The 13,580-nt window shown below is 72.9% G+C and carries 15 protein-coding genes; 10 read left to right on the plus strand and 5 right to left on the minus strand.

Annotated features, from left to right (window positions below):
• Window positions 1-104: 104 nt before the first annotated feature.
• Window positions 105-1,871, minus strand: coding sequence for an ABC transporter ATP-binding protein (locus ACFYXS_RS21655; RefSeq protein ID WP_389250502.1), 1,767 nt, complete (start codon window positions 1,869-1,871; stop codon window positions 105-107).
• 209 nt (window positions 1,872-2,080) lie between these two features.
• Between ACFYXS_RS21655 and ACFYXS_RS21660 the strand changes: the two genes are divergently transcribed.
• Both ACFYXS_RS21660 and ACFYXS_RS21665 read left to right on the plus strand, forming a co-directional pair.
• A complete protein-coding gene (locus tag ACFYXS_RS21660; protein WP_389250504.1) occupies window positions 2,081-2,266 on the plus strand; it encodes a hypothetical protein in 186 nt (61 codons plus the stop codon).
• A 46-nt stretch (window positions 2,267-2,312) separates the two neighbouring features.
• Window positions 2,313-2,678, plus strand: a complete 366-nt coding sequence (locus ACFYXS_RS21665) for a hypothetical protein (protein WP_389250506.1) — start codon at window positions 2,313-2,315, stop codon at window positions 2,676-2,678.
• Here ACFYXS_RS21665 and ACFYXS_RS21670 read toward each other — a convergent pair.
• Complete coding sequence (locus ACFYXS_RS21670; RefSeq protein WP_389250509.1) at window positions 2,661-3,146, minus strand: DUF1003 domain-containing protein; 486 nt, start codon at window positions 3,144-3,146, stop codon at window positions 2,661-2,663. The genes ACFYXS_RS21665 and ACFYXS_RS21670 overlap by 18 nt on opposite strands.
• 142 nt (window positions 3,147-3,288) lie before the next feature.
• Between ACFYXS_RS21670 and ykgO the strand changes: the two genes are divergently transcribed.
• A complete protein-coding gene (gene ykgO, locus ACFYXS_RS21675) occupies window positions 3,289-3,411 on the plus strand; it encodes a type B 50S ribosomal protein L36 (protein ID WP_319665974.1) in 123 nt (40 codons plus the stop codon).
• A 96-nt stretch (window positions 3,412-3,507) separates the two neighbouring features.
• Here ykgO and ACFYXS_RS21680 read toward each other — a convergent pair whose 3' ends face one another.
• The gene (locus tag ACFYXS_RS21680; protein WP_389250849.1) at window positions 3,508-5,667 is read right to left on the minus strand and encodes a PP2C family protein-serine/threonine phosphatase; all 2,160 of its coding nucleotides are present in this window, start codon (window positions 5,665-5,667) and stop codon (window positions 3,508-3,510) included.
• A 315-nt stretch (window positions 5,668-5,982) separates the two neighbouring features.
• Here ACFYXS_RS21680 and ACFYXS_RS21685 point away from each other — a divergent pair, with 315 nt between their 5' ends.
• Window positions 5,983-6,819: a chitosanase gene (locus ACFYXS_RS21685; RefSeq protein ID WP_389250512.1), complete on the plus strand. Its 837-nt coding sequence runs from the start codon at window positions 5,983-5,985 to the stop codon at window positions 6,817-6,819.
• 92 nt (window positions 6,820-6,911) lie between these two features.
• Here ACFYXS_RS21685 and ACFYXS_RS21690 read toward each other — a convergent pair whose 3' ends face one another.
• Window positions 6,912-7,280 (minus strand): antibiotic biosynthesis monooxygenase family protein, encoded by a 369-nt coding sequence (locus tag ACFYXS_RS21690; protein WP_389250514.1) that lies wholly within the window; start codon window positions 7,278-7,280, stop codon window positions 6,912-6,914.
• Complete coding sequence (locus ACFYXS_RS21695) at window positions 7,273-8,544, minus strand: cytochrome P450 (protein ID WP_389250516.1); 1,272 nt, start codon at window positions 8,542-8,544, stop codon at window positions 7,273-7,275. Before ACFYXS_RS21695 ends, ACFYXS_RS21690 begins: the two co-directional genes overlap by 8 nt.
• Before the next feature lie 271 nt (window positions 8,545-8,815).
• Between ACFYXS_RS21695 and ACFYXS_RS21700 the strand changes: the two genes are divergently transcribed.
• From ACFYXS_RS21700 to ACFYXS_RS21725, 6 genes are all read left to right on the plus strand, one after another.
• A complete protein-coding gene (locus ACFYXS_RS21700; RefSeq protein ID WP_389250518.1) occupies window positions 8,816-9,721 on the plus strand; it encodes a helix-turn-helix transcriptional regulator in 906 nt (301 codons plus the stop codon).
• Between the two features lie 45 nt (window positions 9,722-9,766).
• Window positions 9,767-11,170, plus strand: coding sequence for an OFA family MFS transporter (locus ACFYXS_RS21705; RefSeq protein ID WP_389250520.1), 1,404 nt, complete (start codon window positions 9,767-9,769; stop codon window positions 11,168-11,170).
• Window positions 11,167-11,334: a hypothetical protein gene (locus ACFYXS_RS21710; RefSeq protein ID WP_389250522.1), complete on the plus strand. Its 168-nt coding sequence runs from the start codon at window positions 11,167-11,169 to the stop codon at window positions 11,332-11,334. Before ACFYXS_RS21705 ends, ACFYXS_RS21710 begins: the two co-directional genes overlap by 4 nt.
• Before the next feature lie 89 nt (window positions 11,335-11,423).
• Entirely contained in the window at window positions 11,424-12,041 is a 618-nt protein-coding gene (locus ACFYXS_RS21715; RefSeq protein WP_389250524.1) for a hypothetical protein, read from the plus strand.
• 360 nt (window positions 12,042-12,401) lie between these two features.
• Window positions 12,402-12,671 carry a hypothetical protein gene (locus tag ACFYXS_RS21720; RefSeq protein ID WP_389250526.1) on the plus strand — a complete coding sequence of 90 codons (270 nt, stop codon included), beginning with the start codon at window positions 12,402-12,404 and terminating at the stop codon, window positions 12,669-12,671.
• Between the two features lie 68 nt (window positions 12,672-12,739).
• Window positions 12,740-13,573: an endo alpha-1,4 polygalactosaminidase gene (locus ACFYXS_RS21725; RefSeq protein WP_389250528.1), complete on the plus strand. Its 834-nt coding sequence runs from the start codon at window positions 12,740-12,742 to the stop codon at window positions 13,571-13,573.
• Window positions 13,574-13,580 lie beyond the last annotated feature (7 nt).

Here is a 13,580-nt window from a genome sequence, read left to right on the forward strand (position 1 = left end):
GTCACCCCCACCCCCACCCCCGGTCCCACCACCCCCCCCCCCGCGCCCCCGCGGCGCCTGCCCCCTGGGGGGGGGGGGGGCGGGGGGGGGCCCCCCCCCCCGCCTCAGGCCGTCTGGGCGCTGCGCAGCGCCGCGTACGAGCCGCCGGAGCACAGCAGTTGGTCGTGCGTGCCGATCTCGATGATCCGGCCGTCCTCCATGACGACGATCCGGTCGGCGTTCCTGATCGTCGACAGCCGGTGCGCGACGACGAAGACCGTCCGGTTGCGCACCAGCCGCTCCAGCGCCTGCTGCACCAGCGCCTCGGACCGCGAGTCGAGGGCCGAGGTCGCCTCGTCCAGCACGAGGACCCGGGGGTCGCGGATGAGGGCGCGGGCGATCGCCAGCCGTTGCTTCTGCCCGCCCGAGAGCCGGGCGCCGCGCTCGCCGACGACCGTGTCCAGCCCGGACGGCAGGCGTTCCACGAACTCCATGGCGTTGGCGGCGCGCAGCGCCTCCCGTACGGTCTCCTCGGCCACGCCGGGCATGCCGTAGGCGACATTCTCGCGGATGGTCCCCTCGAAGAGGATCGACTCCTGGGGGACCACGGACACGAAGCGGCGGTAGCTGCGCAGGTCCAGGCTCTCCATGTCGGCGCCGTCGAGCAGGATGCGGCCCTCGGTGGGCCGCAGGAAGCCGATCACGAGGTTGAGCACCGTCGACTTGCCCGCGCCCGAGGCGCCCACCAGCGCGATGGTCTCCCCGGGGCGGACGGAGAGCGTGAACTCCCGCACGGAGTGCCGCCCCGCGTCCTCGTAGACGTGACCGACGCCCTGGAAGTCGATCCGGCCGCGGACCGCGTCCACCGCGGTCTTGCCCGCGTTCTGCTCCAGGTCGGGCGCCTCGAGCACCTCGCCGGCCGAACGCACCGACTCCAGGCCCTTGCTGACCACCGGGGTGAGACTGAGCAGGGTGGTCACGGCGGCCGTCAGCGACGAGAAGTACGTGGTGAGCATGACGACGTCGCCGGGGGTCACCCCGAGCCAGCCGTGGTACGCGGCCAGGGCGGAGCCGAGCAGGCAGCACGTGCCCAGGACGTTGAGGATGATCCAGGCGAGGGAGCCGAAGCGGCCGTTGAGCCGGTCCAGGCGCAGTCCCGCGGTGAGCACCTGGCTGAGCGTGCCGTCGACGCGGCGCAGCGCCGTGGACTCGAGCCCGTGCGCCCGGGTGATGGGGATCAGTGTCGTCATCTCCGTTACCCGGGAAGACAGTTGCTCGACCTCCTGGCGGAACGACTCGTTGGACTCGCGCAGCCGGCCGCGCAGCCACATCACCAGGGCGGAGGTCGCGGGCACCACGACCAGGAAGACCGGCAGGAAGGACGGGGTCTGCACGGCGATGACCACGAGCGCCCCGCTGAGGGTGGCGAGGGCCGACAGGCCCATGTCGCCGGTCTGCTGCACGGCCTGCTCGATCGCCTCGACGTCCCGGATCACCTTGGTCTGCAGGACCGCGGAGTTGACCCGGGAGTGGTAGCCGATGGACAGCTGCTGCATCCGCTGGCAGAGCGCCGAGCGCAGCCGCATGCCGGTCCGCCGCGCGCTGCCGTACCAGCAGCGCACGTAGAGCAGGTGGAAGGGGTAGTTGAGCAGGAGCATCAGCAGCAGGACCGCGGTGCCGAGCATCATGCCGGACAGCGGCCGGTGCTGCACGATCACGTCGATGACCTGAGCGGTGACCAGCGGGGTCAGCCAGATCGGCGTGTGCTTGACCATGAAGGCCAGCACCGCCACGGTCAGCCGCCCGCGGTCGTGGCGGAAGAGGTAGGCGAGGGTGCGGATCGGGTGCTCACCGCGGTAGCGGTGGTCGAGCGGGCCGTGCGGCGACGCCATGCGGGGACTCCGGGAGCACGTGGGTGCGAGGGGATGAGACGGCACTGGCTCATCGTCCGGTCAAGGCGGGATCTTAGGGCGCGCGCGCTCCCGCGGTCACGGCGCGGAACAGCGGCTGTCCGGTCCCGGCCGACTGGGGACGCTCTTCGGGGGAAGCCGGTGGAGGACAGGGCGCGACATGGCGCCCGCAAACCCTTGGGGAGTCAGCCATGTTGGCCATCATCGCGACGGTCGTCTTCGCGATCGCTTTCATCATCAACGCCACCGGGACGCACACCGACGCGGTGTTCACGCCGACCAGCCTGCTCCTGGTCGGGCTGGCGCTGGTCGCCGCCCACCTCGGTGGACTGGGCACCAGTGCCCGCTGGTCCGGCTACCGCGGCCGGCGGCGCTGAGACCTCGGGACCGCGGGACCGCGGAAGATCAGAGGGGGAGGCAACGATGACCGAGCGACCCGAGAAGTCCGCGCCGGAGGAGGACGGCCCGCACCGGCCGGGCTTCTCCAGCCCCGGCTTCTCCACGTCCACCGGCGGGGAGGAGGAGGGCCGCGTGCCGCCGGCCCCGCCGGTCCCGGAGTACGAGGTGCCGGAGCCCGAACTGCCGGACGCCGACGGCCCCGGCTACGCGTCGCCCGCCTTCGAGTCCCCGGGCTTCGAGTCGCCCGGCTTCTCCAGCCCCGACTTCAGCAGTCCGGGCCCGATGGGCGCCGAGGGACGGGACGCGGATCACGACGACACCGCCGACAGCCCGCACGGCGGGGACGGCGCGCACGTCGAGGACGACAGCGGCTCAGGCCGGGGGCTTTGACGCCTGGTCGGCCATCTTGGCCCGGCTCTCCGCGATGAGCCGCTGCGCGTCCCGCTCGATCTCGACGGGGTCCAGCCCGAGCGCCCGCCCTATGTGCGTCGACCAGACCTCCGAGCGCACATTGGTCTCGAAGTCCAGGTCCGCCCGGATGGTGTCGCGCGCCGCCTGCCGGTTCTGGCTCACCATGACGAAGGTCGACAGGAAGATCGCCTCCAAACTGACGACCATCGTGAGCAGTCCGAAGGGGAACGGGTCGAAGACCGCTGTCCGGCCGAGGAGTCCCTCGTTGGCCAGGATCCAGCCCGTGAACCAGACCACGTGGACGTACACGAAGCCCATCGACCCGGCGAAACGGGTGATCACGTCCGCCACACGGTCCTGGACACCGCGGCCGCGGGCGAAGAGGTCCTGCTCGTGCGGCAGGGCGGTGATCACATGCGGCAGTGCGCCGTCGCGGTGGGACGTCATGCACACATCCTGCCCGGCGCCGTTCGCCGCGAGGTCACCGGGTGAGGAACCGGGAAGAAGCGCGCCCCCCGCTGCGTTGACATGGCCGGATCGGGTGGATCCGGTGGATCCGCCGCCACCGCGACAAACGGAAGGAGTCACCGTGAAGGTACGTGCTTCACTGCGCTCCCTGAAGAAGGCGCCGGGCTCGCAGATCGTCCGCCGCCGCGGGCGCGTGTTCGTGATCAACAAGAGGGACCCGCGGTTCAAGGCCCGCCAGGGCTGAGCCGCCGCTCTGCGGGAACGGGCGTCGTGGGCCGCTGTACGGCGGCGCGGCGCCCGTCCGCGTGTCCGGGCGCAGGTCAGGACGGGGCACGCCAGGTCACGGCACGGGGGTCAGCGCACGCAGCAGGAGCAGGACGACGTCGTCGGTGCCGCCGCGCCGTCCGGCGGTGTGCGCGAGCAGGCCGTCGGCGACGTCCTCCAGGGACAGGTGCCCGGTGAGCGCGAGGTGCTCGGCGAGGTCGGCGAGCGCGTCGTCCATGTCCGTGCCCGGGGTCTCGACCAGGCCGTCGGTGTAGAGGGCGATCACCGAGCCCGGCGGGAAGGGGATCTCGGTGGAGGGGTAGCACGCGTCCCGCTCCACCCCCAGCAGCGGGCCGCCGGCGACGTCGAGCACCCTGACGCCTCCGTCCGGTTCGCGCAGCAGCGGGTGCGGATGACCGGCACGGGCGACGAGGGCGGACTGCCCCGGCAGGTCCAGGTGCAGGTGCACACAGCTCGCGAACAGTCCGGCGTCCAGGTCGACCAGCAGCCGGTTGGTGGACTCCATGACCTGACCGGGCGACTGCCCGGCCGCGCTGTACGCCCGCACCGCGGTACGCACCTGGCCCATCAGCCCGGCCGCCCTGACGTTGTGGCCCTCGACGTCGCCCACGACCGCGGACACCCGGTCGCCGACCCCGTTCATGTCGTAGAAGTCGCCCCCGATGTCCATTCCCTCGGTGCCCGGCAGATAGCGGGCGGCGACCTCCAGGCCGCGCGGCGACGGGAGGGTGTGCGGCAGCAGGGCCGCCTGCAGTCCGTGGGCGAGGCGGTGCTTGATGTCGTACAGCCGCGCACGTTCCGCCGCCTGCGCGATCAGGCCCCCGAGGGCGGTCAGCACGGCGCGCTCGTCGGCGGAGAAGGTGTGCGGCTCGGGGTAGCCGAGCACGCAGGTGCCCACCGCCCGCCCCGAGGCGATCAGCGGCAGGAACGCCCATGAGGCCATGCCGTCGCTGACCGCCGGCCGGTCGGGGTAGAGCTGCGTGAGGCGCTGCGGGGACTCCACGAAGGACGGCGCCCCGCGCACCAGCACCTGCACGCTCGCGGTGGGCGCGGTCAGCGGCAGCCCCTCGAAGTGGTCGAGCATCCGCGGGTCCGGGTATCCGCGGTGCCCCAGCACGCGCATCCGTCCGCCCTCCGAGGCCAGCAGGGCGACCGTGCGGCCGCCGATGGCGGGCACGATCTCGCCCGCCAGCAGGTCCACGACGTCCTGCACCCCGGCCGCCTCGGTCATGGCGACGGCCAGGTTCAGCAGGTGCGAGATGGTCACCAGCCGCGCCGGGCCGCGTGCCCCGGGGTCCCCGGCGTCTTCCCGGCCGCCATTGCCGCCGGGGTTGCCGGTCGAGGTGGTCGGGGCGGGCGTGATCCGTGCGGTCACGCCGTCGGTGCCCGGGTGGAGGGAGAAGCCGAGCCAGTCGTTCGGCGGGCGCAGCGCCACGAACGACATGGGCCGCTGGCTGATCAGCGCCCCGCGGAAGCGGTCCTCGTACGCCGGGTCGTTGAGCCAGGGCATCGCGGTCCACAGCTGGGCGCCGATCAGTGCCTTGACGGGGACCCCGAGGAGGCCGGCCGCGGCGGCGTTGGCGAAGGTGACGCGGCCGTGCACGTCCAGCGCGCAGAGCCCCTCCGGAAGCCGGGCGACCATGTGCTCGGCCTGCACCGGGGGTGTCGCGGCGGTCCGCGGGGCGGTCTCGCCGGCGTCCGGGGTGCCGGGCTCGCGGCGCACCGGGCGGCCGGCCACGGCCTCACGCTCCAGGCGCAGGGCCAGCCGCCGGCAGGCGGAGGTGAGCAGGTCGCGTTCCAGGTCACCCAGCTCCGGCGGATGGGCGGCGGCCAGGATGACGAAGATCGCGCCGTAGGGGGTCTCGTCGGTGGCGACCGGCATGGCCGCCATCGTGTACGGGTACGGCAGCACCAGCGCGATCCGCGGGTAGACGCGCGCCATCTCGCTCTCGCCGCCGACCCAGACCAGGCGGCGTTCGCGCAGGGCGTCGGCCGCGGGGAGCCGCGAGGCGAGCCCGATGCGTTCCCACGGGGCGGCGAAGGCCCGCGGAAGCCCCGCGGTGACGGCCATCTCCAGGACCGGTTCGTCGGGTGCGAGCAGGTAGACCGCGCCGGCGTGGGCGTGGACGTCGTCCATCATCGAGGCCAGCGCGAGGGAGAGCAGCGCGCCGCCGGCCGTCCCCCCGTCGGGCGGGTACGGCAGGCCGGGAGGCATCCCGTCGGGCACGGGGACCACCTCCTCCGGCTCTTTCGGTCCAGCCTGCATCCGGGCGGCGCTCCGCGCATGCGGGAACCGTTCTGACCTGCTCGGACCCCGGCCTCCCTGGCGCCGCCGGCGACCGGGTTCTGGGTCAACTCCCTTGAGGCGTCGCACAGATGGAGTAGCGCGTTTTTGTTCCATCCCCTTGGCGTTCGAACGGAGCGATGCTTCAATGTGGCGCTGTTAGGAAGGTTTCCTAACTTCTGACCCCCGGAGACCACCGTGCGGATCCCCCCACACCGTCATGCACGTACCGTCAACGGCAAGCGCGTGGCGCTCTGCGCGACCGCCGTCCTCTCGGCCGGCGTGCTCGCCGTGGGCGTCGGCTCACTCGCGTCCGCCGCTCCCGCCCCGGCCACCCCCGCCCACGCCGCCACGGCGGCCAGGGTCGCGGCGACCGGCCTCGACGACCCGCACATGAAGGACATCGCGATGCAGCTGGTGTCCAGCGCCGAGAACTCCTCGCTGGACTGGAAGGCCCAGTACAAGTACATCGAGGACATCGGCGACGGCCGCGGCTACACCGCGGGCATCATCGGCTTCTGCTCCGGCACCGGTGACATGCTCGACCTCGTCGAGCTCTACACCGACCGCAAGCCGGACAACGTCCTCGCCCGCTACCTCCCGGCGCTGCGCAACGTCAACGGCACCGACTCGCACAGCGGCCTCGGCTCCGGCTTCGTGAGCGCCTGGCGCACCGCCGCCGCGGACTCGGCCTTCCAGCAGGCCCAGAACGACGAGCGCGACCGGGTGTACTTCAACCCCTCGGTGCAGCAGGCCAAGGCCGACGGGCTGCGCGCGCTCGGCCAGTTCGCGTACTACGACGCGATAGTCATGCACGGCCCCGGCGACGACAAGGTCAGCTTCGGCGGCATCCGCAGGACCGCCCTGTCCAAGGCCAAGAGCCCGGCACAGGGCGGCGACGAGAAGGCGTACATCAACGCCTTCCTCGACGCCCGCAAGGCGGCCATGAAGACCGAGGAGGCGCACAGCGACACCTCCCGGGTCGACACCGAGCAGCGGGTCTTCCTCAACAACGGCAACTTCGACCTCACCCCTCCGCTGAAGTGGAAGGTCTACGGGGACAGCTACACCATCAACCAGTGACCTCCCCGCACCACAGAACCGGGCCGGCCCCCCGTGCGAGGGGGCCGGCCCGGTCCGCGCCGGCGCTGTGGCGGCGCCGGCGGGCCCGCCGGTCAGCCCACGCAGACGCCCTGGACCGCGAGCCGCTCGTACAGGTGCGGGTGGGCCACCGTGCCGTCCGGGTAGCGCTCGGCGGCGCCGCGGAACTCGGGGCTGGTGAGCGCCGCGTGCAGATGCCCGGCGGACTCCCAGACGGCGATGTTCATCAGCGCCCGGCTGCTGCCGACACCCTTGTGCATCTGGGCGGAGATGAAGCCGGGCCGGCTCTTGAAGTACACGGAGTCCTGCGTCCAGGCGGCCAGCACCTCCGCCTCCTTGCCGTCCGGCGCCACGATGGTGTTGACCAGGACCACCGGGCCGGTCTCCTCCAGCAGCTGCTTGGGATAGGGGGACGTCTCGTCTACGTCGGCGAGCTCAATCACGGCAGTTCCTGTCGTTCGGGAGCGGTGAGGGGTCGAGCGTTATGGGGAGTTCCGCCAGTCCGCGGAACGCGGGGAAAGGGACGGCGAGCCAGCGCGCCCGCTCGGGCGGCGTGCCCAGCGCCACGTGCGGGAAGCGGCCGAACAGCGTGGCCAGGGCGATCCGCGTCTCCAGCCGGGCCAGCGGCGCCCCGACGCAGTAGTGCGGCCCGTGCCCGAACGCCACGTGGGAGCCGGTGTCCCCGCGCGTGACGGCGAAGCGGTCGGCGTCCTCGAAGGCCGCGGGGTCACGGTTGGCGGAGGCGATGGCGATCTGCACCAGCGCCCCCTTGGGGATGAGCGTGTCGCGGATCTTCACGTCCTCCGCGGCGTAGCGGAACGTGGCGTTCTCCACCGAGCCCTCGAAGCGCAGCACTTCCTCGACGGCCCGGGGCCAGAGCTCCGGGTCGCGCGTGACCGCGGCCAACTGGTCCGGGTGGGCCAGCAGGTGGTGGACGGCGTTGCCGATCAGGTAGGCCGTCGTCTTGTGCCCGGCGAAGAGCAGCACCCAGGCCGTGGAGATCAGTTCGTGGTCGGTCATGGCCCCGCCCTCGTCCTGGGCCCTGACCAGCGCGCTCATCATGTCGTCGCCAGGGTGCGCGCGCTTGCGCGCGACAAGCTCCACCAGGTAGTCGCGCAGCGCTCCCTCGGCCTCCTCCAGCGCCTGCCGGGCCTCGGGACCGAAGCCGGTCTGCGCGACGGTGGCCGACCAGTGCCGGGCCTGTTCGCGCTCGGACTCGGGGACACCGAGGAGTTCACAGATCACATTGAGCGGCAGCGGGAAGGCGAACCGCGGCAGCAGGTCGACGGGCTCGCGCGTGGGGCACCGGTCCAGCAGTTCGTCGGCCACGCGCTGGATGCGCGGGCGCAGTGCCTCCACGCGGCGCGGGGTGAAGGCGCTGTTGACGATCCGGCGCAGCCGGGTGTGCTTGGGAGGGTCGGAGAAGAGCATGTTGTCGTCCAGCGCGACGGAGGAGTCCCCGAAGATGCGCTGGTAGGCGTCCATCGCGCCGTACATGTCCTTGCTCAGCCGCGGGTCCGCCAGCGCCGCGCGGGCGTCGTCGTACCGCGTGATCAGGTAGGTCTCCACACCGTGCGGGGGGCGCATCGGGCACACCGGGGCCGTCCGCCGCAGCGCCGCGTAGACCGGGTGCGGGTCGACCCGGAACTCCGGTCTCCCCTCCGCGACGGCGGCGGCAGCGTCGCCGGGGGTGGATGCGTGTGTCATGGCTCGTCCTGACATTCGGGCTGCCGTCGGTCACTGCAGCGGGGAAACGTGCGGCACGGTCGCATCCGCGCATGCTGTGGGGCATACCGGGAACCAATGGATGATTCACCGGAAACGCCGCCTCCGGACATCGTAGGAAGACTCCCCGCGGTCCAAATCCGGAAGGCGGCAAATGGATGAAACGCGCGAGCGAACGAACACCGGCCGGACGGCCGTACCTGGTAGTGGCAGGGCCAGGTTGTGCGAGGGGCGACCGCCTACGGTGGAACGCATGAGCGGTTCGAACGAGCTGGGCGCCTACCTGCGGGCCCGCCGCGGCCTGGTGAGCCCGCAGGACGCGGGCCTGCCGCCGACCGGGCGGCGGCGCGTGCCGGGGCTGCGACGCGAGGAGGTCGCACTGCTGGCCGGAATCTCCTCGGAGTACTACCTGCGCCTGGAGCAGGGCCGCGACCAGCACCCCTCACCGCAGGTCGTGGACGCGCTGGCACACGTGCTGATGCTCGACGCCGACGCCACGGGCCATCTGCACGGGCTCGCGCAGCCCCGGCGCCGCCGCGCCCCGGTGCGGCGGCCGGAACGCGTCGCCGAGGGCACCCGCCGGCTGGTGACGGGGATGTCCACCCCCGCGTTCGTCCAGGGCCGCCACCTCGATGTCCTGGCGGCCAATCCGCTCGCCGGCGCCCTGTCGCCGCACTACGTCGAGGGCGCCAACCTGCTGCGCTCCGCCTTCCTCGACCCGGCGGTACGGGCGATGTACCGGGAGAGCGAGTGGGAACGCACGATCGCGGGGACCGTCGCCTCCCTCCGCGCGCTCGCGGGCCCGGAGACCAACGACGCCCGGCTGACCGAGCTGGTGGGCGAACTGTCGGTGCGCAGCGAGGAGTTCCGCCGCCTGTGGGCGCGGCACGACGTGAAGCCGCGCACCAGCGGCACCAGCCTGCTCCTGCATCCGCAGGTGGGACCGCTGGAACTCGACTACGAGAAGCTGGCGGTCACCGGCGCCGACGGGCAGCTGCTGGTCGTCTACCACGCCGCGCCCGGCAGCGCGGCGGAGCAGAGCCTCCAACTGCTGCGCCATCTCGTCCCGTCGGACGCCACACCGGACCCCTCCGTCTCCCCCGTCACCTCCGCATCGGCGCAGGGCACTTCGGAAAAGGGCCTACCCAGGGATGGATGAAAGTTGTACGGTCCACGGGGCCACGTGTCGCCAGGAAGGACTGTCATGGCCCCATCAGCATTAACGACCGCACCCGCGGTACTCAGCCGCGCCCGTACCGTCGCACCGCCCGGCTGGAGCCGGTGGCTCGTACCGCCCGCGGCGCTCTCCATCCACCTCGCGATCGGTCAGGCCTACGCCTGGAGCGTGTTCAAGCCGCCGCTCGAGGGCTCCCTCCACCTCAGCGGCACCCAGTCGGCGCTGCCCTTCCAGTTGGCGATCGTCATGCTGGGGCTCTCCGCGGCCTTCGGTGGCACCCTCGTGGAGCGCAACGGCCCGCGCTGGGCCATGTGCGTGTCCGCGCTCTGCTTCTCCTCCGGCTTCCTCATCTCCGCGCTCGGCGCCGCGACCAGCCAGTACTGGCTGATCGTGCTCGGGTACGGCTTCGTGGGCGGGATCGGGCTCGGCATCGGCTACATCTCCCCGGTCTCCACCCTCATCAAGTGGTTCCCCGACCGCCCCGGACTGGCCACCGGCATCGCCATCATGGGCTTCGGCGGCGGCGCCCTCATCGCCTCGCCCTGGTCGACCCAGATGCTGTCGTCCTTCGGCACCGACACCTCGGGGATCTCCCAGACCTTCCTGGTGATGGGCCTGGTCTACGCGGTCTTCATGACGTTCGGCGTGCTGCTGGTGCGCGTACCGGCCGACGACTGGAAGCCGGCGGGGTGGACGCCCGCCGCGGACGCGGTGCGTCCCCTGGTCACGACCGCCCAGGTGTCGGCCCGCACGGCGCTGCGCACGCCGCAGTTCTGGTGCCTGTGGGTCGTTCTCTGCATGAACGTGACGGCGGGCATCGGCATCCTCGAGAAGGCCGCGCCGATGATCACCGACTTCTTCGCCGACACCTCGACGCCGGTCGCGGCCACCGCCGCCGCCGGTTTCGTCGGCGTCCTGTCGCTCGGCAACATGCTCGGCCGGATCACCTGGTCGACCACCTCCGACCTGGTCGGACGCAAGAACATCTACCGCGTGTACCTCGGCGTGGGCGCCCTGCTCTATCTGCTGATCGCGCTCGTCGGCGACTCCTCCAAGCCGCTGTTCATCCTGGCGGCCGCCGTCATCCTGTCCTTCTACGGCGGCGGATTCGCCACGATCCCGGCGTACTTGAAGGACCTGTTCGGCACCTACCAGGTCGGCGCGATCCACGGACGACTGCTGACCGCGTGGTCCACCGCCGGCGTGCTCGGGCCGCTGATCGTGAACGCGATCGCCGACCACGAGAAGTCGGCCGGCCGCACCGGCCCGGACCTCTACACCACGTCCTTCGTCATCATGATGGTCCTCCTGGTCGTCGGCTTCGTCGCCAACGAACTGGTACGGCCCGTCAACCCCCGTCACCACGACGGCCCCTCGGCCGAACCCGCCGTCGAGGCGTCCGGCCCCGAATCGGAAGGAGCCGTCCGATGACCGAACCGTCCACGCCGCCCGCACCCGCCGCGACCGCGCCGGCCACCGGCGGTACGCCGGACCGCCGCCCCCTGATGGCGCTCGCATGGCTGTGGGTGGGCGCCCCCTTCGCCTACGGCGTCTACGAACTGGCCCTCAAGCTGAAGCAGTTGTTCGGCGGCTGAACCCGGCGGCCGGCCGTGGTTGTTGCGGATTCCTTACCCCTTCCGCCGGGGCCGGGCGGGCCCGCGGGCGCACTCGTACGCTCGCGGGCATGCCCGCCTCCCTCACCGCCAGGCTCGCCCTGGTCACAGCCGTACCGCTGGCCCTCGCGGCCGTCGGCCTCCTGGCGCACCCGCACACGCTGACTGCCGCGACAGCCCACCACTGGGCCGAACTGCACGTGTGGCTGCTGCCGTTGTTCCCCCTCCTGCCGCTCGGCCTGGTCGTGCCGCTGCGGGGTCACCACCGGCGCGACGCGGCGGGCCTGGCCACCTCGCTGGCCTGGGTGGGGGCGTACGGCTACGCGGTCCTGTACACCGGACTTGACGCGGTCGCCGGCATCGCGGGGGGAACCGTGCGGGAGCATGCCGCGCCGGGCCAAGCGACCCTGCTGGAGCCCCTGTTCACCACCGCGGACGCCCTCGGCCGGGCGGCCGTCCTGGCCTTCGCCGGAGCCGTGCTCGCAACGGGGGCGGCGCTGCTGCTGCGCGGTGGCGTCCGGGACGGACTGCGGGCCGCGCCCGGCACGGCCGTCCTGCTCGCCGCGTGCTGGTCCTTCCGGGACAGCCACATCTTCTGGCCCCGGGGGGTGTTCACCATGCTGGCCTTCGCCGCCGGCTTCGCCCTGCTGCAGTGGCCGCGCCGTCCCGCCCGCACGGACGGAACGTGACCCTGCCGGCGACGGCGAAGGGCCTGCGCCCGGTCGCCACCTGCCCGCCGGCCCAACGGCGCTCCTCCAGCCTGCGGCGAGGGGAGTCGTCGAATCGTCCCGGCGCGCCGCCACGCCGACCCTGAGGGGCGACCCGATGCGACGGCCGGGGCCCCAGCCGCGGTCCGGTCGCACGCTGACGGCCGCGCACCGCGGAACCCGCCGTGCGTGCCCACCCGATCGGCCCTCCCCCGCCGGCTTCACCACCCGCGCCGGGCCGACGATCCGACGGGCACTAAGCGGCCGCAGAGCGGGGTAACCGGATTCCGTAGCACCGCGCGCGCTCGCGCCGTCGAGCGCCGGACACGGAGGAAACGAACCATGCCCCACAGCCCCCGGACGAGCACCCGCACCGACCGCGACACGCTCGGCATCATCGGTCTGATCTGCGCCGTCGCCGGCTTCTTCGTCCTCGGCATCCTGCTCGGCCCGGCCGCCGTGGTCTGCGGCTGGCTCGCCATGGGCCGCACCTGGCGGGGCGCCAAGCCGCTGCTGCCGCTGATCGCCGTGGTCCTGGGGGCGATCGACACCCTCGTCGCCCTGCTCTGGATGACCGGCCCGCACTGGAGCGGTGGCGGCGGCATCCTCTGACCGGCGCCTTCCCGCCGTTGCCGGGGCGCGACAATGGACAGCCCGTCCCCGGTCCCCCAGGAGCCCGTGTGCCCACCTCCGCCGTCCCGTCCCCGCGCAGGACGGCGGCCCTCCTGACCGCGCTCGTGCTGGCCACCGCGGCCGCCGGGTGCGGCACCGGCCGACGCCCCGCCCGGGACGCCCCCGTGACCCCGCCGGCGGCCGGCGCGCGCTTCGACTACCAGATCGGCGGCGGCTACCAGCCCGCCAAAGGCGTCCGCGTGGTCTCCCGCGACCGCGCCGACCGGCCCGCCGAGGGCGTCTACTCCGTCTGCTACGTCAACGCCTTCCAGGCCCAGCCGGGCGAGTTGCCCTGGTGGCGGCGGCACCACCCGGACCTGCTCCTGCGCGACCGGCGCGGTGCCCCGGTCGTCGACGAGGACTGGGGCGAGGTCCTGTTCGACGTCTCGACGGCCGCCCGGCGCACCGCGCTGGCCGCGGTCGTCGGCCGCTGGATCGACGACTGCGCCGAGCGGGGTTTCCGGGCCGTCGAACCGGACAACCTCGACTCCTTCGAGCGCTCCCGGGGACTGCTGACCCCCGGGCAGAACGCCGCGTACGCCCGGCTCCTGGTGGCACGGGCGCACGCGGCGGGACTGGCCGTCGCGCAGAAGAACACCGCCGAGCTGCTCCCCCGGCACGCGGCCATCGGCTTCGACTTCGCCGTGGCCGAGGAGTGCGGGGAGTTCGACGAGTGCGGCGACTACGCCGCCGCCTACGCGGACCGCGTCCTGGTCGTCGCCTACACCGCGGCCGACTTCGGCCGGACCTGCCGCCGCTGGGGCGGCCGTCTCTCGGTGGTGCTGCGGGACCGGGACGTCACGCCCGCCGGGGAGCGCGGGCACGTCTTCCGCACCTGCTGAGCGGCGG

It is taken from the genome of Streptomyces sp. NPDC002574, from assembly GCF_042889545.1.
Taxonomy (GTDB): Bacteria; Actinomycetota; Actinomycetes; order Streptomycetales; family Streptomycetaceae; genus Actinacidiphila.